At 43.3% G+C, this 25,165-nt stretch carries 21 protein-coding genes and 6 tRNA genes; 20 read left to right on the forward strand and 7 right to left on the reverse strand.

From position 1 onward, the window contains the following. Nucleotides 1–4 precede the first annotated feature (4 nt). The 5 genes from SHALO_RS03215 (at nt 5) to SHALO_RS03235 (ending at nt 6,379) form a co-directional block, all read left to right on the forward strand. On the forward strand, nt 5–1,033 hold the full coding sequence (locus tag SHALO_RS03215; protein ID WP_069479298.1) for a branched-chain amino acid ABC transporter permease: 1,029 nt from the start codon (nt 5–7) through the stop codon (nt 1,031–1,033). Then, on the forward strand, nt 1,030–1,797 hold the full coding sequence (locus tag SHALO_RS03220) for an ABC transporter ATP-binding protein (RefSeq protein WP_025343826.1): 768 nt from the start codon (nt 1,030–1,032) through the stop codon (nt 1,795–1,797). Before SHALO_RS03215 ends, SHALO_RS03220 begins: the two co-directional genes overlap by 4 nt. After that, on the forward strand, nt 1,790–2,485 hold the full coding sequence (locus tag SHALO_RS03225) for an ABC transporter ATP-binding protein (RefSeq protein ID WP_069477343.1): 696 nt from the start codon (nt 1,790–1,792) through the stop codon (nt 2,483–2,485). Before SHALO_RS03220 ends, SHALO_RS03225 begins: the two co-directional genes overlap by 8 nt. 230 nt (nt 2,486–2,715) lie before the next feature. After that, a complete protein-coding gene (locus SHALO_RS03230; protein ID WP_069477344.1) occupies nt 2,716–5,862 on the forward strand; it encodes a cytochrome c biogenesis protein CcsA in 3,147 nt (1,048 codons plus the stop codon). A 73-nt stretch (nt 5,863–5,935) separates the two neighbouring features. Then, nucleotides 5,936–6,379 (forward strand): hypothetical protein, encoded by a 444-nt coding sequence (locus tag SHALO_RS03235; protein ID WP_069477345.1) that lies wholly within the window; start codon nt 5,936–5,938, stop codon nt 6,377–6,379. A gap of 11 nt (nt 6,380–6,390) precedes the next feature. Here the strand turns inward: SHALO_RS03235 and SHALO_RS03240 are convergent. The 7 genes from SHALO_RS03240 to SHALO_RS03270 form a co-directional block, all read right to left on the reverse strand. After that, nucleotides 6,391–6,465 (reverse strand) — tRNA-Glu (locus tag SHALO_RS03240). 25 nt (nt 6,466–6,490) lie between these two features. After that, a tRNA-Lys gene (locus SHALO_RS03245) sits at nt 6,491–6,566 on the reverse strand. A 53-nt stretch (nt 6,567–6,619) separates the two neighbouring features. Then, nucleotides 6,620–6,696, reverse strand: a tRNA-Asp gene (locus tag SHALO_RS03250). A 7-nt stretch (nt 6,697–6,703) separates the two neighbouring features. After that, nucleotides 6,704–6,779: transfer RNA gene (locus SHALO_RS03255), tRNA-Val, on the reverse strand. 28 nt (nt 6,780–6,807) lie between these two features. Next, nucleotides 6,808–6,883, reverse strand: a tRNA-Glu gene (locus tag SHALO_RS03260). Nucleotides 6,884–6,896: 13 nt separating this feature from the next. Next, a tRNA-Lys gene (locus SHALO_RS03265) sits at nt 6,897–6,972 on the reverse strand. 55 nt (nt 6,973–7,027) lie between these two features. Further along, nucleotides 7,028–8,137 carry a CinA family protein gene (locus tag SHALO_RS03270; protein WP_069477346.1) on the reverse strand — a complete coding sequence of 370 codons (1,110 nt, stop codon included), beginning with the start codon at nt 8,135–8,137 and terminating at the stop codon, nt 7,028–7,030. Nucleotides 8,138–8,439: 302 nt separating this feature from the next. On the opposite strand from SHALO_RS03270, the gene ileS reads away from it, so the two are divergent. The 15 genes from ileS (at nt 8,440) to SHALO_RS03340 (ending at nt 25,161) form a co-directional block, all read left to right on the forward strand. Further along, a complete protein-coding gene (ileS, locus tag SHALO_RS03275) occupies nt 8,440–11,202 on the forward strand; it encodes an isoleucine--tRNA ligase (protein WP_069477347.1) in 2,763 nt (920 codons plus the stop codon). Further along, nucleotides 11,195–11,323: a hypothetical protein gene (locus SHALO_RS15595; RefSeq protein ID WP_274532263.1), complete on the forward strand. Its 129-nt coding sequence runs from the start codon at nt 11,195–11,197 to the stop codon at nt 11,321–11,323. Before ileS ends, SHALO_RS15595 begins: the two co-directional genes overlap by 8 nt. Then, the gene (gatA, locus tag SHALO_RS03280) at nt 11,320–12,678 is read left to right on the forward strand and encodes an Asp-tRNA(Asn)/Glu-tRNA(Gln) amidotransferase subunit GatA (RefSeq protein WP_069477348.1); all 1,359 of its coding nucleotides are present in this window, start codon (nt 11,320–11,322) and stop codon (nt 12,676–12,678) included. Before SHALO_RS15595 ends, gatA begins: the two co-directional genes overlap by 4 nt. A gap of 9 nt (nt 12,679–12,687) precedes the next feature. After that, the gene (guaB, locus tag SHALO_RS03285) at nt 12,688–14,136 is read left to right on the forward strand and encodes an IMP dehydrogenase (RefSeq protein ID WP_069477349.1); all 1,449 of its coding nucleotides are present in this window, start codon (nt 12,688–12,690) and stop codon (nt 14,134–14,136) included. A 124-nt stretch (nt 14,137–14,260) separates the two neighbouring features. Beyond that, the gene (metX, locus tag SHALO_RS03290; protein ID WP_069477350.1) at nt 14,261–15,370 is read left to right on the forward strand and encodes a homoserine O-acetyltransferase MetX; all 1,110 of its coding nucleotides are present in this window, start codon (nt 14,261–14,263) and stop codon (nt 15,368–15,370) included. A 22-nt stretch (nt 15,371–15,392) separates the two neighbouring features. Next, on the forward strand, nt 15,393–15,596 hold the full coding sequence (gene xseB / locus SHALO_RS03295; RefSeq protein ID WP_025343835.1) for an exodeoxyribonuclease VII small subunit: 204 nt from the start codon (nt 15,393–15,395) through the stop codon (nt 15,594–15,596). Next, nucleotides 15,593–16,384 (forward strand): carbon-nitrogen hydrolase family protein, encoded by a 792-nt coding sequence (locus SHALO_RS03300; protein ID WP_069477351.1) that lies wholly within the window; start codon nt 15,593–15,595, stop codon nt 16,382–16,384. The genes xseB and SHALO_RS03300 overlap by 4 nt, the downstream gene beginning before the upstream one ends. Next, nucleotides 16,381–17,046, forward strand: coding sequence for a HesA/MoeB/ThiF family protein (locus SHALO_RS03305; RefSeq protein WP_069477352.1), 666 nt, complete (start codon nt 16,381–16,383; stop codon nt 17,044–17,046). Before SHALO_RS03300 ends, SHALO_RS03305 begins: the two co-directional genes overlap by 4 nt. Before the next feature lie 30 nt (nt 17,047–17,076). Next, nucleotides 17,077–18,204 (forward strand): succinyldiaminopimelate transaminase, encoded by a 1,128-nt coding sequence (locus SHALO_RS03310; protein ID WP_069477353.1) that lies wholly within the window; start codon nt 17,077–17,079, stop codon nt 18,202–18,204. Nucleotides 18,205–18,317: 113 nt separating this feature from the next. Continuing rightward, nucleotides 18,318–19,628 carry a UDP-N-acetylmuramate--L-alanine ligase gene (gene murC, locus SHALO_RS03315; RefSeq protein ID WP_025343839.1) on the forward strand — a complete coding sequence of 437 codons (1,311 nt, stop codon included), beginning with the start codon at nt 18,318–18,320 and terminating at the stop codon, nt 19,626–19,628. Then, entirely contained in the window at nt 19,628–19,978 is a 351-nt protein-coding gene (locus SHALO_RS03320; RefSeq protein WP_025343840.1) for a hypothetical protein, read from the forward strand. Before murC ends, SHALO_RS03320 begins: the two co-directional genes overlap by 1 nt. A 7-nt stretch (nt 19,979–19,985) precedes the next feature. Next, nucleotides 19,986–22,187 carry an endonuclease MutS2 gene (locus SHALO_RS03325; protein ID WP_069477354.1) on the forward strand — a complete coding sequence of 734 codons (2,202 nt, stop codon included), beginning with the start codon at nt 19,986–19,988 and terminating at the stop codon, nt 22,185–22,187. Nucleotides 22,188–22,261: 74 nt separating this feature from the next. Next, nucleotides 22,262–23,374 (forward strand): succinyl-diaminopimelate desuccinylase, encoded by a 1,113-nt coding sequence (gene dapE / locus SHALO_RS03330; RefSeq protein WP_069477355.1) that lies wholly within the window; start codon nt 22,262–22,264, stop codon nt 23,372–23,374. Then, nucleotides 23,371–23,742 carry a RidA family protein gene (locus SHALO_RS03335; RefSeq protein ID WP_069477356.1) on the forward strand — a complete coding sequence of 124 codons (372 nt, stop codon included), beginning with the start codon at nt 23,371–23,373 and terminating at the stop codon, nt 23,740–23,742. The genes dapE and SHALO_RS03335 overlap by 4 nt, the downstream gene beginning before the upstream one ends. A gap of 78 nt (nt 23,743–23,820) precedes the next feature. Then, nucleotides 23,821–25,161 carry an FAD-dependent oxidoreductase gene (locus SHALO_RS03340; RefSeq protein ID WP_069477357.1) on the forward strand — a complete coding sequence of 447 codons (1,341 nt, stop codon included), beginning with the start codon at nt 23,821–23,823 and terminating at the stop codon, nt 25,159–25,161. The last annotated feature ends 4 nt before the right edge of the window (nt 25,162–25,165 follow it).

Here is a 25,165-nt window from a genome sequence, read left to right on the forward strand (position 1 = left end):
ACTTATGCTAAAAAAAGAACAGTGGCTTAAAATTTCATTTGTTGCCATTACCGTGTGGTTTATCTGGTTTTCAAATTCTCATTTTGATGAATACACGATTCGAATTTTAAATAACATCGCTATTTTTATTATCTTGGCGGTAAGTTACAATCTGATCAATGGTGTTACCGGTCAGTTTTCCTTGGAGCCCAATGGTTTTGTTGCCATCGGTGCGTATGTCGCAGCCCTTTTGTTAACAAGTCCTGAAGCAAAACAGTACCAATACGCGATCGTCGATCCCTATCCGTTTGTTTTAACCTTGCATGCGAATTTTGTGGTAGCGCTTCTTTTAGGAGGTGCTTTTGCCGCAAGCTTAGCAGCATGTCTCTCGTTTCCTGTGTTTCGAGTACGCGGCGATTACCTTGCTATCGTGACTCTTGGTTTTGGATTTATTATCAAAATTTTAGCGATTAACGTTCCTGAAGTGACCAATGGTTCTTTAGGTATCAATGACATTCCAGAGTTTTCCAATCTCTACTGGACGGGTGGCATCGCGATGATTGCGGTGATTGTTGTGCTGAACATCATCAACTCCAAATTTGGTCGTGCGATGAAAGCTGTCAGAGATGACGAAGATGCTGCGATTGCAATGGGTGTCAACACCTTTAAAGCCAAAACACTTGCTTTTTGTACGAGTGCCTTTTTTGAAGGCGTTGGCGGTGGACTTTTAGCGGCACTTCTGACGAGCATTTCTCCCGATCTTTTCGACTTTTTCTTTACGTTCCAACTACTTATCATCATCGTTTTGGGTGGTCTTGGCAGTACAACAGGCGCGATTATCGGTACGGTGCTTGTCATGGGAGGCAGTGAGTGGATGCGTTTCTTGGATGAGCCGATGAACCTCTTAGGGTACGAAACAACGGCAATGCCTGGTATGCGCATGGTTGTCTTCTCGCTTGGACTTATTTTGATTATGCTTTTTGCGCGTGAGGGCGTTATGGGAAAACGTGAGTTGACAGACCTCTTGAAATGGCGTAGAAAGGGTGGCAAATGATCTTGAAAATTGACAATGTCACGAAAAATTTTGGTGGCGTTACAGCCATCAAAGAGACCAGTTTTAGTGTAGCACCTAAAGAAATTTTTGGACTGATTGGTCCTAATGGTGCGGGTAAAACCACGATGTTTAACATCATTACGGGCAATTATGTCCCAACATCGGGTGAAGTGATTTTTAGAAACGAAGCGATTAGTGGGCTTAAGCCTCATCATATTGTTCGCAAAGGCATCGCACGAACCTTTCAAAACATCAGGCTTTTTTCAAGCATGAGTGTTTTAGACAATATTTTAATCGGGTTTGATTTCCAAGCACGCTATGGATTTTTTGAATCCATCATCCGTTTTCCTCGTTTTATCACAGAAGAGAGACGTATTAAAGCGCGTGCAATGGAAATTTTGGACTATTTTGACATGAGCGCATTGGCGCATGAAAAAGCGGTTGATCTCAGCTACGGACAACAACGCAAAGTAGAAATCGCGCGAGCACTTGCGACCAATCCAGACCTTTTGCTTCTTGATGAACCAGCAGCGGGCATGAATCCTTCTGAAACGGAAGAGCTTGGTGACATCATCAAAAAAGCACGTGTTGATTTTGATTTGACGGTTCTTTTAATCGAGCACGACATGAAATTTGTCAACCAACTGTGCGACAAAGTTTTAGTGCTGGATTATGGTAAAACAATTTTTGAGGGTAAACCCGCTGACGCGATTCAAGACCCTGAAGTGATAGCAGCGTATTTAGGAGATTTTCATAATGATTAATGTTAAAAATTTACATGTCTATTATGGACTGATCGAGGCTGTTAAAGGGATTGATTTTGAGGTGAAAGAAGGGCAGATTGTCTCGTTGATTGGCTCCAATGGTGCGGGTAAAAGCTCAACGCTGAAAGCCCTTTTAAACAGCGTGAAAAAAACGGGCGATATTAATTTTCTAGGCTACGACACGCGTAATCATAAAACGCACACGCTGGTACAACATGGTCTTTCTTTGGTACCTGAGGGGCGTAAAATTTTCATCAACTTAACGGTTGAAGAAAACCTTCGTATGGGTGCGTTTAACAACGATGAAAACTACGAACACCTGCGCGATACGATGTATGAGCTTTTCCCTCGCATCAAAGACAAGCGCTATCAGCTTGCAGGAACGATGAGTGGTGGTGAACAACAGATGCTTGCGATCTCAAGGGCGCTTATGGGTGAGCCTAAACTTTTAATGTTGGATGAGCCGAGTCTTGGGCTTGCGCCAAAGATCGTTGGGGAAGTGTTTGAGATTATTATGCGATTACGCGATGAAGGCATTACGATTCTTTTGGTCGAGCAAAATGCCTTTGCGGCGCTTAAAATCTCAGACTATGCGTATGTGCTTGAAAATGGCAAAATTGTGATGAACGGCATTGCGAAAGAGATGATCGGCGATGATACGATTCGCAAAAAATACCTCGGCGGATAAGCCAAAACTGCTTTACATGTAAGCCTCTAAATCTTAGAGGTTTTCTCCTAAATAAGACTTTTTGCACGGACACATATATTTAATATTGTTATGTAAGGAAAGTCTTATGATTTATAAATTATTTACTCTAAAAAGGTACCATAATCACCAGACTTCTTTCATCGCGTTTCGTCGCCATGCACGTTAAAAACACGATGAAAGAAGTCTTATTTTCCAGCCGAGGGAGTTTTATGGATTTTGTATTGAAGCAGGTTTTTTCGATGAAGTCAGCGATCATTCTTTTACTGTTTTTTGGACTTTTTAGTGGTGTTGCTACGTTTATTGAAAATGATTTTGGTGTCGAAACCAGTTGGGCACTGATTTATACCTCTTGGTGGTTTGAGCTACTTCAAGTCGCCTTATGTGTCATTCTCATCTACAATATGATCCGATATAAAATTTATACCCTTGATAAACTTCCTTCCTTTCTTTTCCATATCAGTTTTGTTTTTATCCTTATAGGATCAGGCGTTACGCGCTATTTTGGCTTTGAAGGATCTTTACATGTAAGAAATGGAATGCTGGAAAATAAGGTCGTCTCTAGCGATGCGTTTATTCAAGCCAGTGCTCTTAAAGAGGGAAAAACCTACAGCTATGCTAAGCCTCAACTGATTTCACATGTTGGCGGCAATCGATTTTCGTTTGCATTTGATGTGGGTGGCGATCAAGCGGCGGTGAAATTTAAAGAGTATCTGCCCAATGCGACAGCAAAAGTTGTGGATGATCCTTCTGGCGTGCCAATGATTTCGATGATGCTCAGTGGATATGGCGAAAGCTTGAGCGTTGTGCTCAAAGAGGGCGAAACATACGAAACCAGTGAATATATTTTTAGTTTCAATGCCAAACCTGTGCAAAGTGCCAAAGAGATCATCGCGTTTACCCTAGAAGAAGGCAAATTTTACTTCTCCTCCAAATCGAAAATCGCATGGTTTAAAATGGTTGAGAACAAACGGGGCGAATACGAAGCCGATACCAAAGAGGACTTCATCACAGGACAGCTTTATACCATTGGCAATATCAATTTTGCTCCACGCTACATCGGCTTAAAAGGTAAAGAAAAAGTCATTGAAGATAAAACGCCTATGGCAAAAGGCAATGCGACATCTGCGGTCATTGTCGATGTCAGCTTTAAAGGGGAAACCAAAGAGGTCGCTATGTTTGGTCATGGCAAAGGAAGTCAGGGTGCACCAACCAAAGAGATCATCGCGGGTATTCCTTTTATCTTTGAATGGGGTTCACAAATTTTTGAACTTCCCTTTGACATCAAACTCAATGAATTTCAACTCGATCGTTACCCTGGCTCTATGTCACCGATGTCCTATGCCAGTGAAGTTGAAGTGGTGGACACAGAAAAAGGTGTGCATATGCCATTTCGTATTTATATGAACCACGTACTCGACTACCGGGGCTTTCGTTTCTTCCAAAGCTCGTACGATACCGATGAAAAAGGAACCATTTTGTCTGTCAATAACGATCCTGGAAAAATTCCAACGTATTTTGGTTATTTTCTGTTATCTCTTGGTCTTTTTCTCAATCTTCTCAATCCCAAGAGTCGTTTCCGTAAACTAGCAAGCATGGTGCAAAGAGATATGACAAAGATGAAATCTCTCTTTTTAGCACTTTTTATAGGGCTTTCTTTGATGCACAGCAGCGGTTTACAGGCTGCTACGACGTACACGAATGAAGATTACATCGCTTTTTTAAAACAGTACGATGTCAAACATGCCGATCAATTTGGAAGGCTGTTGGCTCAAAGTGCCGATGGAAGAATCAAACCTATCGATACAATTTCCACGGAGCTTTTGAATAAAATTTATGGTGGCTCTACATTTGAGGGCATGAGTGCCAATCAAGTGGCTCTCAGTATGATGAGTTCACCTGCGGAGTGGCAAAGTTTGCCGATTATTAAGGTGTTTCATCCTGAACTTAAAAAAATTATTGGCATTGCGGAAAATCAAAAATACGCCTCATTTAATGACTTTTTTGAAAAAGAGGGCGATCATGCTTTTAAACTGACGAAATACTCAGAAGAGGCGAATCGTAAAAAACCAGCTCTTCGCAATCAGTTCGATAAAGACATTCTCAAAGTAGACGAACGCGTTAACATCTGCTATATGGTCTATACGGGTGAAGTTTTCAAAATGATTCCAAAGCAAAATGACCTCTCCAAACGTTGGTTTGCACCTCAAGAAGCGGTGATGAATTTCTCCAAACAAGAAGGCGATGAAGTCAGAGCGCTCCTTGGTGGCTATTTTGAAGCGATCAGTGAAGGACTGGAAAAAAGCAGTTGGGAAAGTGCCAATAAAGCACTTGAAAAGCTTCAGTCGTATCAAGAGCAGTATGGTTCTGAAATTATCCCCAGTGAGAGTCGCATTAAAGCGGAGATTTTCTTTAACCATGCGAAGATTTTTGATCGTTTGACCCCTGTTTATCTCTTGAGCGGTTTAGTATTGCTCTGTTTTATCTTTGCTAAAATGATTAACCCTGCTTTACGTATTGTGACAGTGACAAAAATTGTTTTTGCAATCAATTTTATGGCATTTTTAGCGCATACAGGAGGCTTGGGGCTTAGGTGGTATATCTCAACCCATGCACCATGGAGTGATGGCTATGAGTCGATGATCTACATTGCGTGGGCGTTAGCACTTGCAGGTATTTTCTTCTCACGCCAATCGGTTGTCTCGCTTGCACTAACCTCTATTTTAACGGGTGTGACGCTCTTTGTGGCGCATCTAAGTTGGATGGACCCCCAAATTACGAACCTTGTACCGGTTTTAAAATCCTACTGGCTTAATATCCACGTTTCGGTGATTACGGCGAGTTATGGTTTCTTTGGATTGTGTGCCATTTTAGGCTTATTTACATTGATTCTTTTTATTTTGCGTGACAAAAAAACTTCTAAGCGTAACCAAGAGATTGATCGAAACATCATTGAAGCAACACGCATTAATGAAATGGCGATGATCTTAGGTCTAAGCCTTCTTGCCGTGGGTAACTTTTTAGGTGGCGTTTGGGCGAATGAGTCTTGGGGAAGGTATTGGGGTTGGGATCCAAAAGAGACATGGGCATTGGTATCAATTTTGATTTATGCCGCGATTGTGCATTTTAGATTTGTTCCTAAACTTAGCACTCCTTTTGCGTTTGCAGTTGCATCAACTGTTGCCTTCTCTTCGATCATTATGACCTATTTTGGTGTGAACTTTTACCTCTCAGGCATGCACTCGTACGCCGCAGGTGACCCGATCCCTGTTCCAACGTTTGTCTACTACACGATTATTATTGTAAGCCTTGTCATAGCCTTTGCCTATCCTAAACGCGATATCACAAAAATAGCGTAAATGAAAAGAGGGGAACTTTTCCCCTCTTTCTAAGTTGTGCTATAATAGGCAAAAATTTAAGAGGCTCTCCTTCATGCAAGAGAATTATCTCATTATCACGGTTGTGGTTGTTATTGCTATCGTCTTAATCTCTCTTTTTATTCTTGTCTCCAATATGCAAAAAACAGTGATTATTGAAGTCTCTCATACGCCCGAACAAGAAGAAAAAGAGCGAAAAATTGCTATTGAAGCGCTCATTGATATTGCAGCAAAACGTAGCACAACGCGTAATGAGCTCACCAGTGCTATTTTTAAAGCAGCCAAAGAGTGTCCTTTCCCGCTCAAAGAAAAAGGTATGGCTCCTAAAGTTGCAAAAATCTATCTCAATTTTGTTTTATTGGTAGCCAGCCATCACAATGCAGATGCAAAATTGATTGCTTTTATGGATGAAGAGCTTAAAAAAGCCAATCCTGAGTATAAACATGAGATTGATGTGTATGAAAATGAAGGAATAAACCAAAGAGGTAATAGAGTTTAATCTAGGGAAAATGGCGACCCCAGGGGGACTTGAACCCCCGTTCCCGCCTTGAGAGGGCGGTGTCCTAACCACTAGACGATGGGGTCGCACAAGTGTGTTTGTTTAGGACAATGGTGACCCGTGATGGATTCGAACCATCGACCACCTCCTTAAAAGGGAGATGCTCTACCGACTGAGCTAACGAGTCATGCTCAGGCAGTTTCATAACAAATGAGAAAATGCTGAGGGAAAACAAAATCGTGGCGCGGCGGACGGGGCTCGAACCCGCGACCCCCGGCGTGACAGGCCGATATTCTAACCAACTGAACTACCGCCGCGCGTAAATGGTGGTCGCTATAAGACTCGAACTTATGACATCCACCTTGTAAGGGTGGCGCTCTACCAACTGAGCTAAGCGACCATCTGGGACACTAAAGAAGAAACATATATGGCGACCCCAAGGGGATTTGAACCCCTGTAACCGCCGTGAAAGGGCGGGATCCTGGACCACTAGACGATGGGGTCGCACAGATAAAAGTGGTGACCCGTGATGGATTCGAACCATCGACCACCTCCTTAAAAGGGAGATGCTCTACCGACTGAGCTAACGAGTCGTTCACCGTTCTTCTCGTAATGAGGCTGAAATTATAGAGAAAAAAATCTCATTTGTCAAGACATTTTTTCACTTTTTAAAAAAATGCTTTCGCCTACATGTAAAAGCAACTTTAAAGCATGGTAGGCACTTTGAGTTTGGATGTACTCACGGTCACCCTCCAAAAGAAGCCTTTCAATGAGCACATCACCCTTTTTATTGCGTGCGCCTACATAAACGGTGCCAACGGGTTTTTCGATGCTTCCTCCTGTAGGACCAGCCACGCCACTGGTGGCAATTGCGTAATCAGAGAGGCTCGCATTGAGCACACCTTCCAGCATTTCACGCACGCACAGTTCACTCACGGCTCCGAACTGATCGATCGTTTCTGGACTCACACCCAACCATGATTCTTTAATTTCATTGGAGTAGGTCACAAGACCGCCTTTGAAAACAGCCGATACGCCTGAACGTTTTGTGAGCATTGAAGCAATCAATCCTCCCGTGCAACTCTCAGCAATGCTGAGTGTCTGTCCTTCACTTTCCAAACATTGCGCGATGTGCATGATGACATCGGGGTGGTTAATGACTTTTTGAGGTAGAAGTGATTTGACCGCTTTAAAGAAATTTTCCAAATTGCCGTATTTGTTCGAGATTGCTTCAACATTGATCCAGCCATCAACAATGGTGGTCGGTGTGATGCGAATTTCATAATTTTGAGCCAGCGGTTCGACGAGAATTTTGAGGGAATCTTCATCAATATTAATGATCGAGAAAAGTGCCGATGCGTTGCTGTTTTGAATGAGAAGTGGAGGTAATTGTTTGTTTTCACGTGCTTTGATGACATTGATGTGCTTGCCAGATCGGTCTAAAAGATAGCTATTGTCTTCAAAACGAACCGCTTTGGAAGGAATGAGCATGCCCCCTTTGAGCTCTAAAGACTCTTCGCCCAATGTCGCAATGACCTTATTAACCAAATTGAAACTGTCATTGGAAGTGACAATAACGATTTCATCGGCATGCGCGATGGACTCTTCGAGGACGAAAAAAAGATCTTTATCGTTTTTATCGATGTAAACGGTTTGATCGGGAAGATCAAGATGTTTGGTAATAGTTGCATGAATGTAATTTAAAAATGGCAGATTGTATCGCAATGCTTTTCCCACAACGATCAAAGAGCTTTTCATAAGGTATCCCTTTTTTATTTTTTTAATAGAGTTCTGCAAGAACTCTTAACACGCTTTTAAAGCAAAGCTTTAAAAACTACGTTAACACTGTGTTTTCTTCGGCAGAAAGCCCAGCACACTTTGGTGCTTTGAACTACTAGGGCGCTAAAGCTTGCCAACGGTGTTGGCAGACTAAAACTTTGCGGTATAACGTATCGCACATTATACCGTAAGTGCTTCTTAAATCGTTTTTAGATAAACTTGCCTCATTTTAAGAGACGCTTACATGTAAAGAGTTGTAGCTTCCAAGGAGAGATAAATAGATGGACTATAAAGAGACCTTGCTTCTTCCTCAGACCGATTTTCCAATGCGCGGCAACCTCCCTCAAAACGAGCCTGCACGCTATGCCAAGTGGTTTTCCAAAGAGGGAAGCGCGTATGCAAAAATGATTCACAACAGAGAAAATGCCCCAACGACATTTATACTTCACGATGGCCCTCCGTATGCCAACGGGCACATTCATATCGGACATGCACTCAATAAAATTCTTAAAGATGTGATCGTTAAAACCCACTATTTTTTCGGTGAAAAAGTCCGTTATGTTCCCGGTTGGGATTGCCATGGTTTGCCGATTGAGCAACAAGTGGAAAAGAATCTTGGAAAAGAGAAAAAAGACGCACTTCCTAAAAGTAAAATTCGCGAATTGTGTCGTGAACATGCGCGCAAATTTATTGATATTCAACGTGAAGAGTTTAAATCTTTAGGCGTCATCGGCGATTGGGACAATCCGTATATGACGATGAAATTTAAATTTGAAGCCGACATTTACCGTGCTTTGTGCGGTGTTGCAGACAAAGGACTTTTGGTTGAGCGAAGCAAACCGGTTTACTGGTCATGGGCAGCAAGAAGTGCGTTAGCCGAAGCCGAAGTGGAATATGAAGATAAAGAAGACTACTCCATCTTTGTAGCCTTTGCACTCACACCTGAGGCAAAAGCAAAACTAGAGATTAGCGTTGATGCTTCAGTGATTATCTGGACAACAACGCCTTGGACACTGCCCGCAAACGTCGGTATTGCGTTTAGCCCCGAAGAAAATTATGTGCTCACCAGTGACGGTTACATCGTGGCTGAACCTTTACATGTAAAGCTTTTGGAGCAAGGTGTGGTGAGCGGTGAAATCGTTAAAACCTTTAAAGCCAGCGTGCTTGAAAACAGCTTTGCGATCAATCCACTTAATGGTCGTAAAGCACAGTTTGTATTAGGCGAACATGTCACAATGGATGGCGGCAGTGGCTGTGTTCATACGGCTCCGGGTCATGGCGATGAGGACTACAAAGTAGGGCTTCGTTACGGACTTGAAGTCATTATGCCTGTGGACGAGCGCGGCTGTTACGATGAAACCGTCGTTCGTTTAGGACTACTTCCTGATGCTCAGAGTTTTGTAGGCGAGCATATCTTTAAATGCAACGAGCGTATTTTAGAACTTTTGGGCACACGACTTTTGAAATGTTCAAAGTTTACCCACTCCTATCCATTTTGTTGGAGAACCCATCAGCCTGTTATTTACCGTGCAACCAAACAGTGGTTTGTGGCAATGGACGAAGCCGTTGATGGACGTGAGAGCCTTCGTAAAATGGCGATGGACGAGCTTGGAAAAGTTCGTTTCTACCCAAAATCGGGCATTAACCGTTTAGGTTCGATGATCGAGAATCGCCCTGATTGGTGTATTTCTCGTCAGCGTGACTGGGGTGTTCCTATCGCATTTTTCAGAGACAAAACAACGGGTAAACCGATCTTTGATACAAAAGTGGTGACGCATATCGCGAATATTTTTGAAGAAAAAGGTGCGGATGCGTGGTGGGATTTAGAGATTAAAGACCTTTTGGTTGCAAACAGCGGTTACAACCCTGAAAATCTTGAAAAAGTGATGGATATTTTGGATGTTTGGTTTGACAGCGGAAGTACGTGGAAAGCGGTTCTTCAGTCACCTGAGTATGACGCAGGGGATTACCCAGCGTCGATGTATTTGGAAGGAAGCGATCAACATCGTGGTTGGTTCCAAAGCTCACTTTTAGTCAGTACCGCCAATAACGGCATCGCGCCGTACGGTAAAATCTTAACACACGGATTTACGGTCGATGAGAAGGGCGAGAAAATGAGCAAATCCAAGGGCAATGTTGTTGCCCCGACCGATATTGCGAAAAGCCATGGTGTCGAGATTTTACGTCTTTGGGTTGGCACGAGCGAATACACGACCGACCTTAAAATCAGCGACAATATTTTAAAACAGATCAGCGAGCAATACCGTAAAATTCGTAATACATTCCGATTTTTACTGGCAAATATCAATGATTTAGAGACAATTTTACCCTACGAGCAGATGGGTGTGCTTGATCAGTGGATTTTAGTGCATGCCAAAGCGGTTTTTGATGAAGCGCAGGGTTACTTTAGAGAGTATGAATTCTCCAAAGGGTTTGCACTTCTTAACCATTTTATTGCCGTGGAACTTAGCGGAATTTATCTTGATATTTCTAAAGACAGGCTTTATTGTAACGCTAAAAATGACACGATTCGTCTCTCTGCACAAAGTGCGATGGCGCTCATTGCGGAGAAATTGATGGTGTTGATGGCACCAACGTTGACCTATACGATTGATGAGATGATGGAGTACGCACCTGCCATTTTGAAAAGCAAAGGCGAGAGTGTTTTTGACCTTGTGTATGCGTCACTTCCTGCGATGACAACGGCGTTTGATGAAGCGTATATGGTCGAAGCACGTGAGAAATTCTTTGAGATCGTTGATGTACTTAAAAAAGAGAAAATCATCAAATCAACGTTAGAGTTAGTGCTTCAAACCACATCAGCGAAAATTGGGGCACTCGAAAAAGTGGACGCGGAAGATTGGTTTACGGTCAGCAAAGTGATCGAGCACAACGAAGAGGGCGAAATGGGCGTATTTGAAGTAGCAGGCGATACATTTAAAATCCTCAAAGCGACCAAATGCAAATGCCCACGTTGCTGGAAATACAAATCAAAAAGCGAAGAAGAGCTGTGCCACCGATGCAATGAGGCACTCAATGGTTGATTTGAGCGCTCCTGTAGAGCTTAGCTTTGTTTTTACCACCATTGCCGCGATTTTTGCGGTCATTGGTGTGTGCATTTATCTGATCAATAAAAGAACGAAAACGTTAAAGGATCACAGTTGATTACATTGAAAGAGGCATTAGGACTCCCTGCTGAAGCCATTGCTGAGATACGTGAAGATTTAAAAAGAGCGATTGAAGCTAAAAAAGAGCTGGGTGCCTACATTGAACAGCTTACATGTAAACCAATGAGCGAGTGCGGTGCAGGTATTCCGATTGCGATTAAAGACAACATTCAAGTGAACGGTTGGGAAGTAACGAGCGGTTCCAACATCCTCCAAGGCTATGTTGCACCTTACAATGCAACCGTCATTGACAACATGCTTCGTCATGGACTCTCCCCGTTTGGTCGAACCAATATGGATGAATTTGCCATGGGAAGCTCAACCGAATCCTCGTTTTATGGCAAAACCTTAAATCCGCACAATCCAAACTGCGTCCCCGGCGGCAGCAGTGGTGGAAGTGCCGCTGCCGTTGCGGGTGGCATCGCGATTGCAGCCCTTGGCAGTGATACAGGTGGAAGCATTCGCCAACCTGCCGCTTTTTGTGGCTGTGTAGGACTTAAACCCACCTATGGAAAAGTGAGTCGTTACGGTTTGGGTGCGTATTCAAGCTCACTCGATCAGATCGGGCCAATTACCCAAAATGTCGAAGATGCGGCGATTTTGTATGACATCATTGCAGGACACGAGCCAAAAGACTCGACCAGTGCAAATATAGCGCATCAAAGTGTGGCAGATAAGCTCAATGCGGATCGTAAAATGACGATCGCTGTGATTGAAAATTACCTCAATGAAGCGAGTCCAGAAGTGCGTGAACGCATGATGGATGGCATCCGTGCTTTAGAAAAAGCGGGACATAAAATTATTTATCGCAATTTCATCAATAACAAATATGACATCGCGGCGTATTATGTGATTGCCACCGCAGAAGCGAGTGCAAACTTGAGCCGTTACGATGGCGTTCGTTATGGCAACCGTGGAAGCAATGAAAACCTTAAAGAGATGTTTATTCAAAGCCGAAGCCTTGGGTTTGGCGAAGAGGTGAAGCGAAGAATTTTGCTGGGGACGTTTGTTTTAAGCAGTGGTTATTATGATGCGTATTACATCAAAGCACAAAAGGCGCGCCATTTTATCAAGGCGCAATATGAAGCCATATTTAAAGAGGCTGATCTGATTTTTATGCCAGTCACGCCAACCACTGCCTTCGAGTTTGGTTCAAAAGCGGATCCGTTGGAGATGTATTTGAGTGATATTTACACGATTTCACTCAATCTTGCAGGACTTCCAGGTATTTCAGTGCCTCTTGGCAAGGATAGTAAAGGTCTGCCTGTTGGCGGGCAATTGATCGCTCAAGCGTACGGTGAGCAGGCACTCTTAGATGGAGCGCTGAGCTTAGAGAGAGAATTAGGGTTATAAGGACACACCATGAAAATTAGAAAAAGAGCATTGACATTTGAAGACGTATTATTGGTTCCAAAATATTCAGAGATTTTGCCTAAAGAGGTCGATATTAAAACAAAACTAACGAAAAATATCACTCTCAATATCCCTCTTGTATCGGCTGCAATGGATACGGTAACGGAACACCGTGCGGCGATTATGATGGCGCGTCTTGGGGGCATTGGTATTATTCACAAAAATATGGACATCGAATCTCAGGTACGTGAAATCAGACGTGTTAAAAAAAGTGAGAGTGGCATCATCATCGATCCCGTCTCCATTAAAGCAACGGCAACGCTTAAAGAAGCACTTACTATCATGTCAGAATACCGTATTTCGGGTGTTCCTGTGATTGATGATAACGATACATTGATTGGTATTTTAACCAACCGTGACCTTCGTTTTGAAAATGACTACAGCAAAAACGTCGAAGAGTTGATGACCAAAATGCCTCTGATTACCGTCAAAAAAGGAACGACCTTGGATGATGCTGAGGCGATTTTTAGAACGAACAAGGTAGAAAAACTTCCTATCGTCGATGAAAATAACAAACTTGCAGGTTTGATTACGATTAAAGATCTTAAAAAACGTCAAGAGTATCCGCATGCAAACAAAGACAGTTTTGGAAGACTTCGTGTCGGTGCGGCTATTGGTGTGGGGCAATTAGATCGTGCGCGTGCTTTAGAAGAAGCAGGTGTGGATGTCTTGGTTCTTGATTCGGCTCATGGACATTCAAAAGGGATTATCGATACGGTTAAACTCATCAAAAAAGAGCTGAAAGTCGATATTATTGCTGGAAATATCGCAACCTCAGAAGCGGCGGAAGCTTTAGTAGCTGCAGGCGTGGATGGCATTAAAGTAGGCATAGGACCTGGAAGTATTTGTACAACGCGTATTGTCTCGGGTGTGGGTGTTCCTCAGATCTCTGCGATTGAAGAGTGCGCCGAAGTGGGTAAAAAACACGGTGTACCCGTCATTGCCGATGGTGGTATTAAGTACTCTGGCGATTTTGCTAAAGCCTTAGCCGCAGGTGCTCAAAGCGTTATGGTTGGAAGCTTGCTTGCAGGAACCGATGAGAGTCCGGGTGAATTTATCACCTATCAAGGACGTCAATACAAAACGTATCGCGGTATGGGAAGCATTGGTGCAATGACCAAAGGAAGCAGCGATCGTTACTTCCAAGAGGGAACAGCGGCGGATAAACTCGTACCTGAAGGCATCGAAGGGCGTGTACCGCATGCAGGCTCTATTCGCGATGTCATCTTCCAAATGGTAGGCGGCCTTCGCTCTTCCATGGGCTATGTGGGTGCGCGTGATATTCTTGATTACCAAGAGAAAGCGGAATTTGTAGAGATTACGAGTGCGGGTCTTAAAGAGAGCCATGTGCATGATGTTATCATTACCCACGAAGCACCTAATTACAGAGTGAACTAAGCATTATATGTTTTACATGTAAAAAATATTCTGTCTCGAAAGAGACAAGCTTCAGTGCCACAGCGGCGAGCGTAGGTTTTTGGGCTTTGCCTAAAAACCGTGGTAAAAAGTAATAAGGAACGGTGTGAAAATTCAAACGGCGATTGCCCATTTTGATGAACCCCTCTATTTGGAGAGTGGGCGTATCTTAGAAACCTACGAGCTCAAGTACGAGATGTACGGTGAAATGAACGAGACCAAAAGCAATGTCATCGTGGTTTTTCATGCCCTTACGGGAAGTTACCATGCGGCAGGTCGTTATGAAGGCGAAACCAAAGCAGGGTGGTGGGATCCGCTCATAGGTGATGGCAAGATCATTGATACGACGCATTTTTGTGTCATTTGTGTCAATATTTTGGGAAGCTGTTTTGGCTCCACGGGACCGATGAGTGTGAATGTAAAAACCAAAGAGCCGTTGCGTCTGAAATTTCCTGTTTTAACGATCAGCGATATGGTCAGAGCGCAAATGAACCTTTTTGCGCGCCTTGGTATCAAAGAGGCGTATGCGATCATTGGAGGTTCACTGGGTGGCATGCAGGGTCTTTGTATGTCCATTGAGTATCCTGAGTTTGCCAAACGGGTGATACTGCTTGCGACCACGTATGCAACAGGTCCTTGGGCGATTGCGTGGAATAAAATCGCGATAGAGGGCATTGTGAATGACCCTCGGTTTAAAAATGGCAATTATAATCCCGAAGATTTTGAAGAAGAGGGACTGCTGAGCTTTGCGATTGGTCGTATGGCGGGGCATATTAGTTTTTTAAGTCCCTATTCGATGAACAAAAAATTTGGACGTAATTACGTTGAGACGGACGGTTTGTACGAGCTTTTTGGACGTTTTCAGGTCGAGCGTTATATGGAGTACAACGGTTACAGTTTTGCCAAGCGGTTTGATCCGCTGAGTTACCTTTACATCATTAAAGCGATGAATATCTTTGATGCAACGCGTAATTATGACTCGTTGGAAGATTCGATCAAGCATATTAAAGCCAAACTGACCCTGATCTCGTTTCAAGGCGATTGCCTGTTTATGCCCGAAGAGATGGCATTGATTAAGACAACGCTGGAAAATATGGGAAGATCTGACCGTGTCGATTATGTCTGCATTGATAGCCAATATGGGCATGATGCCTTTTTGGTTGAGTACGACAAGTTTGATTTTTACATTAAAAAAGCACTGGAATCAAAAGTTTAGTGCACCTAGAAGGTTGAGTAAAATGGCAGAAAAAGAGCAAAGTTTTGAAGCAAAGCTTGAGAGTGCAAAAACAATTTTGGAGAACCTTTCCAACCCTGAACTCTCTTTAGAAGAGGGGATGAAAAAGTACCAAGAGGGCATAGCCATTCTTAAAGAGGCGACTAAGATGCTGGAAGAGGCAAAGTTGACCTACACCAAATTGCAAGAAAAAGAGGCGTTGTCATGAAAATAGCGGCACTGCAACTCAGCACGCTCCCAATGAGCGAGGCAAAACTCGACTACTATTTTCGCATCTGTAAGCAAAAAGAGGTTGAAGTTGTTTTAATCAGCGAATACGCACTCAACAGCTTTTTTAAAGAGCTAGAGGGTATGCCACTTTCAATGATCAAAGAGCAGTCGAACCATAAAATCGAGGTTTTAAAAAAACTCTGTGCTGATTATGATTTGCATGTTATCGCGCCGATTGTCAACATCAAAGGGGACTTTTGCTATAAAAGTAACGCTCATTTTTCTCCCAAATCGGTGCATTTTTTCGATCAGCAATTTTTGATCAACTATAAACACTGGAATGAAGAGAAGTTTTTTGCCAATGCGGTCTCTAAATACACCTTACCGATCTTTTTACTGGGCGGCATTCGCTTTGGAATCGTGAGTGGCTATGAGCTCCATTTTGACACTGTTTGGATGGAAGTGATGAAGAAAAATGTGGATGTCGTACTCACACCGACCTCTTCGACGTTTGACTCCGTTCACCGTTGGGAAGAGCTTTTGAAGATGCGCGCCATGCTGAATAACGTTTATATCTTGCGCGCGAACCGTGTGGGGAGTTATAAAGACGAAGAGACATGGCAGTTTTATGGCAAAAGTAGCCTGATTTCACCGTTTGGCGAGGTTGAACTCACCTTGGGCGATAAAGAAGAGATGCTGGTTGCGACCCTCGAAAAAGAGAGCCTTGTCGAAGCGCGCAAACTGTGGGGATGGAAAAAACAGGTCAGCAGAAGAGAAAACGCATGATGCACTATTTCCACAGACAAGTCCAGCTGTGGGGCGAAGAGACACAGCAAAGCTTGCAAAGCAAAAAGATCGTGATCATCGGTTGCGGCGGGCTTGGAAGCTCTTTGGCGTATGCCCTTGGAAGCTCAGGCATCGGCGAGATTCACCTTGTCGATTTTGATGAAGTGAGTGTGCATAACATTCACCGTCAGATCGCATTTAAACTAGGCGACGAGGGAAAACTCAAAGCGAGTGTGGTCAAAGAGAGCATCGAAAGTCGTTGCCCTTTTGTGAAAGTTCAGGCGCATATTGGTCGCTTGGAAGCGTTTACATGTAAAGGCATTGAAGTCGATCTCATCATCGATGCGACCGATAATTTACCGACACGTGCCCTCATTGATCTGTACGCCAAAGAGGTGAAAACCCCATGGCTTTACGGCTCCGTTGAGGCATTTAACGGGCAAGTCTGTTTTTTTGAGAAGAGTAGTTTTAAAGCGTTTCAGATCAGCAACAAAACACCCGCTGGCATTGCCGCACCGATTGTGATGCACATTGCTTCATTGCAGGCGAATTTGGCACTGCGTTATTTAGCAGGACTCAGTGTTAAAAAAGATTTGCTCTATTATTTGTATATAAATGATGAGGGTGAACTTATCACCCAAAAATTTGGCATGCCCTACTAAAAAATTGTTTTACATGTAAAAGGAAAACCATTGCATTTTGAACCGTATCCCTTTGAGAAATTGACCGAATTATTGAAAGATATTACACCAAGTCACGCGCATCCAGCGGTAACATTGACCATTGGTGAGCCGCAGTTTGAGACGCCTGATTTTATTCAAGAAGCGCTCAAACAAAATGTGCATTTGCTCAAAAAATACCCCAAATCTTCGGGCGAAGCGTATGTCAATGAAGCACAGCGCGCGTTTGTGAAAAAGCGTTTTGGTGTGGAGCTTAAAAGTAGTGAGTTGATCTCCGTGTTTGGAACCAAAGAGGTGCTTTTTAGCTTTCCTCAGTACCTTCTGCACGATAAGCCAAATCCTGTTATGGCGTATCCAAACCCGTTTTATCAGATCTATGAAGGTGCGGCGATTGCGAGTCGTGCGCGCGTGGTGCATCTGAATCTCACCAAAGAGAATGCGTTTAAGCCTGACATTAATTTGCCTGAACTTAAAGAAGCCGATCTGATTATTCTCAACTTTCCCAACAACCCAACGACCTCGGTTTTAAGCCTTGAAGAGCTGGGCGAATGGGTAAAATTTGCTCTAAAATACGATGTTGTGCTGTTAAACGATGAGTGTTACAGCGAACTGTATGTGGGCGAAAAACCAGCCTCTTTGCTTGAAGCCTCTTTACATGTAGGCAATGATAAATTTAGAAATGTTTTGGTGCTAAACTCTATCTCCAAACGAAGCTCTGCGCCAGGACTTCGCTCAGGGTTTATCGCAGGTGATGAGAAAATCCTAAGTGGTTATGCAAAGTACCGCACCTACATGGGAGCGGCGATTCCATTGCCCCTTCAAATGGCTTCTGCGCTTGCATGGAACGATATGGAGCATGTGGAACTCACCCGTGCGCAATACGCGAAAAACCTCTCTTTGGCGCATGACATTTTAGGTGTGCCCGAAGTGAATGCAACATTTTACGTCTGGCTTCCTGTGAAGGATGATTTGAGCTTTACATGTAAACTGTATGAGCAAAAAAATATCAAAGTACTACCGGGGCGTTTTTTAGGACGTGGCGGCATCGGCGAGAATTATGTGCGCATTGCACTTGTGGAAAACAGCGAAAAAACAGAGCAGATATTAAAAGAGATCAAAGAGGTTCTCTCAATTTCGTAAGAGCAAGGATAAGCTAATTTTCTGCCTCGAAAGAGGCAAGCTTTAGTGCATAGCGCAGCGTAGCTTTTCAAGCTTTGCTTGGGAAGCGTGTAAAAAATAGATAAGGACAATCGTTGAAAAAGGTTCATTTTGTAGGCATTGGTGGCATTGGGCTTTCAGCCTTAGCCAAATATTTAAAACAAGAGGGTTACGAAATTACGGGCTCCGATGTGAAAGCGAGTAAAATTACAGCAGGACTCGAAGAGATGGGCATTCCTGTGCGTATCCCACACGATCCTGCGTGCATAACCGATCAAGATTTGGTGGTGTTTTCTGCTGTGATAAAACCCGATAACATCGAGCTTGCACGCGCTCGTGAAAAGGGAATGACGATCATGCCACGTCGTGAGGCACTGCTGTTTATCTTAAAAAACAGACGTGTTTTTTCGGTTTGCGGAGCTCACGGTAAAAGTACGACGAGTGCGATGCTCGCTTCGATGGTGGAGGGCTCTTTGGTTATTGGTGCGGAGAGCAAGCAGTATGGCTCAAATATGTACTACAAAGAGGGCAACAATGTCATTTTTGAAGCCGATGAAAGCGATGCGAGCTTTTTAAATTCCAATCCCTACATTGCGATTGTGACCAACGCGGAACCGGAGCATATGGAGTATTATAACTACGATTATGACCGATTTTACGGGGCGTATCGACACTTTTTAGAGAGTGCGAAGATTCGGGTGATTAACGCGGAAGATCCTTTTTTAAGCACGCTTACTGAGCTTGAAGCCGATCGTCTCTATCCGAGTCGTGACATCAGCGGCATTGAGACCGTGATGTGTGATGGTGAACCTTTTACCTCCTTTGTACTCAAAGATTTGGGGCGTTTTGAAGTCTGGGGGATTGGTGCGCATATGGCACTCGATGCTTCATTGGCAATTCTAGCAAGTCTGCATGAGATGGATGTAGAAACGGCGCGTGAAAAACTTAAAAACTACAAAGGCATCAAAAAGCGTTTTGATCTTTTGACCAAGCATGAAAACTTTGCGTTGATTGATGATTATGGGCATCACCCCACCGAGATCAAAGCGACTTTGGAGTCTGCGACACAATACGCTGCACTCATTGGGCTTAAAAAAGTTACCGCCATTTGGCAACCGCATAAATATTCACGCACGATTGATAATTTGCAGAGTTTTGTCAACTGCTTTGAAGGGGTCGATCAGCTCGTGATTCTACCCGTGTGGCGTGCAGGGGAAAAAGAGGTTTTTATCGACTTTGAAAAAGAGTTTGCACGTTACTCTCCACTTTTCCCACCGCGCGTTTACCGAAAAGATGATAGTATAGAGATATTTCCTTGCGAAGCGAACCAACACATTTTTGATGAAGGGTTGGTCATTAGCTTTGGCGCAGGGGACATAACCTATCAACTCAGAGGAGCCATGTGATGCAATTTTTACTTTTTTTAGCGGTGGTACTTTTGGTTGTTTCTGTGATCTATGCTAAAAAGAGTACATTCTCTAAACAAGCAAAAATTGGACTTTTTAGTTTCCTTATCATTCTGATTGGGCTTGCGTGGTGGTATGAATCATACAATCGCGAGAACAGTGAAGCAAATCGTATGATGATCAGTGCATTTAAACAGGGCAAAACACTCTATTGCGATGGACGTGAAATCTCGTCCGCTACCTTTGTTTTTGTGAATGGAACGCTCAGTTTTATCGCAAACGATCAAAACCAAAACGATAAAGGCATCGTCATCGATATGGCTACATGTAAATTGGAAAAAGTGAAGTAACGCCCTCATGGAAAAGCTTTTTTCGAAACTCGATTTGGTCGATTATGCGGCTGGATTTAAACACTTTTTAGCGCGCGAAAAACCTCTGTTTATGGAGGGAGACGCGAACCTGCATTATAAAATGATCCATGAACTTCTCACACGCGATCGCTTGAAACCTTTGCCTGAAGTTCCCTCTTTAGATGTGGCACTGATGCACCTAAGTAAATTGGGCATCTTGCGCCTCAATGAGATTTTTTCCTTTGTTCAAATCATCAACTATATGCAGTATCTGAAATCAATGCTGAACGATCAAAGCCTTGGTGAATGGATGGAGCGCATTCTCATCCCTGCTGAAGTCACGCAAATTTGCGGCTATTTCGATGAAAAAGGCGAGCTCAAATCCAGCGTGGATGAGCAGTTTGCGAGCATCGCTCAAAGTCTTAAAATGGTCAAAGAGGAGATGAACAGCACGCTTCGCCGTCTGATCTCCACCGAAAAAGTTGCACTTTATTTAGCCGATAAACAGATTCACTACATTAACAACCAAGAAGCGCTTTTGGTGCGTGGTGGGTTTAACCATGTGTTAAAAGGCAATGTCATCGGGCGCAGTAGCAGTGGTTTTTTCTATGTGGTGCCCGAAGTGCTTGCGAAGTTGGTGAGTCGTGAGAGTGAATTGATCGACCGCAAAGAAGAGCTGGTGTATAAGTATGCCAAACAGATCTCATCCTCTTTTACCAAACAGCTCAAATTTTTGGCTTTTGTGAACAAAGAGTTTGACCGCTTTGATGCGTACTACGCCAGAGTCGCGTATGCGCGAGAAAAAGATATGGAGTTTGTGCTTCCCTCCAAAACCAATGTCATTAAATTGGAAAACTTTGCCCATCCTGCTCTTGCTAATCCAAAGCCCATTACGATTGATTTTAGCAAACAAGTCTTGATGATCACGGGTGTGAATGCGGGTGGTAAGACGATGTTGCTGAAATCCATTTTGACGGCGGCGATTTTGAGTAAATACCTTCTTCCGATGCGCATTGATGCGAAGCATTCGAGTATTGGTTCTTTCAAAGAGGTATTTGCCATTCTCGATGATCCACAAAATGTCAAAAATGACATTTCTACCTTTGCCGGACGAATGAGTGAATTTAGTAAACTGTTTGGTAAAAAAGTAGCACTTATTGGTGTGGATGAGATTGAGCTTGGAACGGACGCCGATGAAGCGGCGAATCTCTTTAAAGTGATGATCGAAAAACTGATCGATAAAGAGATGAAAATTGTCATTACAACGCACCATAAACGCTTAGCCTCCTTGCTTGCAACGCATCCCGAAGTCGAACTTTTAGCGGCGATTTACGATGAAAAGAGTGAACGCCCGACGTATGGCTTTTTAAAAGGGACGATTGGTCGAAGTTACGCGTTTGAGACGGCACTTCGCTATGGCATTCCGCAGTCTTTGGTCGCCGAAGCGCGCGTTTTGTACGGAGAAGATAAAGAGAAGCTCAATGAGTTGATTCAAAAAAACATTGACTTAGAGCTTGAGATGCGTAAAACCTCGGAAGAGCTTGATGCAAGGCTCAAAGAGGTGGAAAAACTCAAAGAGTCGTTACGCGATGAAAAAGAACGCGTGCGAGAAGAGTTTGACCATGCCTATTCTAAGATGTCTAAAGAGTTTAACCAAGCGATTGGCGAAGCGAAAAAGGCGATCAAAAGCTCTGATACCAAAGAGTCACATCGTCTGTTAAACAAAGCCAATCAGTTGCACCAAGAGACACGTAAAGTGATTCCCGATCAAAAGGCTGAACCTTTACATGTAAACGATAAAATCAAATATGGAAGCTCCAAAGGGGTCATTAAAAGCATCAAAAAAGAGGAAGCGACCATCGAGTGCGACGGCATTACGCTTCGTGTGCCCCTCTCCAAACTCAAACGCAGTGGCAATCAACCTAAAGTGCACAAATCGGGTGTGGTGATTTCCAAAGAGACACCGAGTGGTTCGATGATTTTGGATCTGCATGGGCTCAGAGCCGATGAAGCGGTTGAAAAACTCGATAAATTTTTAAGTGACGCGCTGATGAGCGGCTTTGATGAGGTTTTGGTCTATCATGGCATTGGAACGGGAAAACTTGCGTATGCGGTACGAACGTTTTTAAGCAGCTATCCTTCTTTAGTTTCATACGGCGATGCACCGATCAATATGGGTGGTTATGGTGCCACATTGATCAAGCTTTAAAAAAACTTGATGTTAAATAATAAACAAGAAATGAGTATAAACTCTAAAGAATACTCTTTTACAATAGAGGAATCATGCTAAACACACACGAACTTTTCTTAAAACTTTTACGCTTTGTCTCCATTACCCCAGATGACGGAGGTGCCTTTGCATTCATCAAAGCGTATCTCAATGATTTTGAGATCATCGAAGTCAATGTTGAAAATACCAAAAATCTCTTTTTATACAAACGTTTTGGCGAAGGCCCACACCTCTGTTTTGCAGGGCATATTGATGTGGTTCCTCCAGGTACTGGTTGGGAAAGTGAGCCGTTTGAGCCTATCGTTAAAGAGGGTGTTGTCTATGCCAGAGGTGCCCAAGATATGAAAAGCGGTGTCTGTGCCTTTGTGCAAGCGATGCGTGAGACGACACACTTTAATGGAACACTCTCCGCCATCTTGACCAGCGATGAAGAGGGCGATGCCAAGCATGGCACGATTGAAGTGATTAAAGAGTTAGAGCGCCGCTCTTTTTTACCCGATTATGTCATTGTGGCAGAGCCAACTTCTGAGAAGGTTTTTGGCGATGCCATTAAAGTAGGGCGCCGTGGCTCCATCAACGGTGTGATCGAGATTATCGGTAAGCAAGGGCATGCGGCGTATCCTGAAAAAACGATCAATCCTGTGCATCAAATAGCGCCTCTGCTTTCCAAACTTGCGGGACATTATTTGGATGAGGGTGATGAATTTTTTACCCCTTCGCAGATCATCATCACCGACATTCGTGGTGGCATGGAAGTGACCAATGTTACTCCTGGTAATCTTAGAATCATGTTTAATGTACGCAACTCAACCAAAACCGATAAAGCAAAAATTAGAACGTATATGGAAGAGGTGCTTCAAGGATTGGAATTTACCCTCTGTTTGAGTGAAAGTGCGCACCCGTTTGTGACCTCCAAAGACTCACTCATTGTCAAAAAACTCAGTAATGCCCTTTTACATGTAAAAGGGTTAATGCCTAAACTTTCCACCGCAGGAGGAACAAGCGATGCACGATTTTTTGGAAGTTTTGGCATTGCAACCGTTGAGTTTGGTGTCGTAAACGATACCATTCACGCGCCCAATGAGTGTTGCCCTTTGAGCGAAGTTGAATCGTTAGTCCACATTTTTAAAACTGTCATTGAAAATTTCAAAAAGGAAGATGTATGAAAATAGTCTCGACGACCAATGCACCGCAAGCCATTGGTCCGTATTCGCAAGCGATTGTGGTGAACGATATGGTGTTTACCTCTGGGCAAATTGCTCTTAAGCCCGATGGTACTTTTTTAGAAGGCGACGTGGAAGCACAAGCCACCCAAGTGCTAGAAAACCTCAAAGCCGTGCTTAAAGAAGCAGGAAGTGGTCTGAAAAAAGTGGTTAAAACGACCATTTTTTTAGCCAATATGGACGACTTTGCAAAGGTTAATGAAGTGTATGGCGCGTTTTTTAAAGAGCACAAACCGGCACGCAGCACCGTTGGTGTGAAGACATTGCCTAAAAATGCGTTGGTTGAGATCGAAGCAATTGCAGTAAAGTAACAATTTATTTTAAAAAACTTTAAAGTTTTTATAATAGAATGTCGCACCCTAAAATCTTAGAGTAGGAAGTTATTTAGCATGACAAAAAATCACTATGAAGTCTTGGTCGTCGGTGGCGGAATCTCAGGTGCAGCTCTTTTTTATGAGCTTGCAAAATATACAGACGTTAAGCGCATCGCGCTTGTCGAAAAATATGATCGTTTAGCAAAATTAAATTCTGCTGGAACGTCCAATTCTCAAACCATTCATTGTGGTGACATAGAGACCAACTATACTCTGGAAAAAGCGAAAAAAGTCAAAGAGACGGCTAGCATGATCTCAAAGTATTGTGTTGCTCATGGGCATGAGGGCAAGTTTTTATTTGCGCATCAAAAAATGGCGATCGGTGTGGGTGATACTGAGGTTGCGTACATGCAAAAGCGCTATGAAGAGTTCAAAGAGCTTTATCCCTACCTTGAAGTCTTTGATAAAGAGAAACTTGCACAAATTGAGCCAAAGCTCATTTACGATGCTGAGGGCAAAGAGCGCCCTGATAACGTTATTGGTGTGGGCGTTGAAGGTGGAGAATTTAGTACCGTTGATTTTGGGCAAATGAGCGAAAGTTTGGTCAATGAAGCGCAAAAGATTGAAGGCAAGGTTGCCGATGTCTTTTTGAATGCTCAAGTCACCAACATTACTAAGTTAGGCGATATGCACGTGGTGATGACCAAAGATCATACCTTTACGGCTGATTTTGTCGTTGTCGATGCGGGAGCACATTCGCTCTATCTTGCGCATGAAATGGGATACGGGCTTGATTTTGCCTGTTTACCAGTGGGTGGCAGTTTTTACATGACCAAGAAAAAAATGCTCAATGGTAAAGTCTATATGGTGCAACACCCAAAACTTCCTTTTGCGGCACTGCATGGCGATCCAGATATCTTAGCCGATGGTTGTACCCGCTTTGGTCCAACAGCGCTTGTGATGCCAAAATTAGAGCGTTACACGGGTGGAACGTACCTTGATTTTTGGCAAACATTGCAATTTGATGGCAAAGTTGCGAAGGTCTTTTATGATTTGATGAAAGACAGCGATATTCGTAACTACATTTTACGAAACGTTCTTTTTGAACTTCCAAAATTTGGTAAAGAGCTTTTCATCAAAGATGCACGCAAAATCGTTCCTTCTTTGCAACTAGACGACCTTGAATACGCGCATCACTTTGGTGGTGTCAGACCTCAGGTGATTAGCAAAACAGAGAAAAAATTGATGCTAGGCGAAGCGAGTATCAACCCAGGTACAGGCATTATCTTTAACATGACACCAAGCCCAGGGGCAACCAGTTGTCTTGGTAATGCACGTCGCGATGTTAAAATCGTGTGCGAATACCTTGGCAAGACATTTGATGAAGCACGCTTCAAACACGAACTCGTTGACTAAAAAA

This window comes from Sulfurospirillum halorespirans DSM 13726 (assembly GCF_001723605.1).
Lineage (GTDB): Bacteria > Campylobacterota > Campylobacteria > Campylobacterales > Sulfurospirillaceae > Sulfurospirillum > Sulfurospirillum halorespirans.

What these genes read in the sequence shown, in the direction of transcription:
- SHALO_RS03215 (WP_069479298.1), top strand. Translation starts at nt 5, where the DNA reads ATGCTAAAAAAAGAACAGTGGCTTAAAATTTCATTTGTTGCCATTACC.
- SHALO_RS03220 (WP_025343826.1), top strand. Translation starts at nt 1,030, where the DNA reads ATGATCTTGAAAATTGACAATGTCACGAAAAATTTTGGTGGCGTTACA.
- SHALO_RS03225 (WP_069477343.1), top strand. Translation starts at nt 1,790, where the DNA reads ATGATTAATGTTAAAAATTTACATGTCTATTATGGACTGATCGAGGCT.
- SHALO_RS03230 (WP_069477344.1), top strand. Translation starts at nt 2,716, where the DNA reads ATGGATTTTGTATTGAAGCAGGTTTTTTCGATGAAGTCAGCGATCATT.
- SHALO_RS03235 (WP_069477345.1), top strand. Translation starts at nt 5,936, where the DNA reads ATGCAAGAGAATTATCTCATTATCACGGTTGTGGTTGTTATTGCTATC.
- SHALO_RS03270 (WP_069477346.1), bottom strand. Translation starts at nt 8,137, where the DNA reads ATGAAAAGCTCTTTGATCGTTGTGGGAAAAGCATTGCGATACAATCTG.
- ileS (WP_069477347.1), top strand. Translation starts at nt 8,440, where the DNA reads ATGGACTATAAAGAGACCTTGCTTCTTCCTCAGACCGATTTTCCAATG.
- SHALO_RS15595 (WP_274532263.1), top strand. Translation starts at nt 11,195, where the DNA reads ATGGTTGATTTGAGCGCTCCTGTAGAGCTTAGCTTTGTTTTTACCACC.
- guaB (WP_069477349.1), top strand. Translation starts at nt 12,688, where the DNA reads ATGAAAATTAGAAAAAGAGCATTGACATTTGAAGACGTATTATTGGTT.
- xseB (WP_025343835.1), top strand. Translation starts at nt 15,393, where the DNA reads ATGGCAGAAAAAGAGCAAAGTTTTGAAGCAAAGCTTGAGAGTGCAAAA.
- SHALO_RS03300 (WP_069477351.1), top strand. Translation starts at nt 15,593, where the DNA reads ATGAAAATAGCGGCACTGCAACTCAGCACGCTCCCAATGAGCGAGGCA.
- SHALO_RS03305 (WP_069477352.1), top strand. Translation starts at nt 16,381, where the DNA reads ATGATGCACTATTTCCACAGACAAGTCCAGCTGTGGGGCGAAGAGACA.
- SHALO_RS03320 (WP_025343840.1), top strand. Translation starts at nt 19,628, where the DNA reads ATGCAATTTTTACTTTTTTTAGCGGTGGTACTTTTGGTTGTTTCTGTG.
- SHALO_RS03325 (WP_069477354.1), top strand. Translation starts at nt 19,986, where the DNA reads ATGGAAAAGCTTTTTTCGAAACTCGATTTGGTCGATTATGCGGCTGGA.
- dapE (WP_069477355.1), top strand. Translation starts at nt 22,262, where the DNA reads ATGCTAAACACACACGAACTTTTCTTAAAACTTTTACGCTTTGTCTCC.
- SHALO_RS03335 (WP_069477356.1), top strand. Translation starts at nt 23,371, where the DNA reads ATGAAAATAGTCTCGACGACCAATGCACCGCAAGCCATTGGTCCGTAT.
- SHALO_RS03340 (WP_069477357.1), top strand. Translation starts at nt 23,821, where the DNA reads ATGACAAAAAATCACTATGAAGTCTTGGTCGTCGGTGGCGGAATCTCA.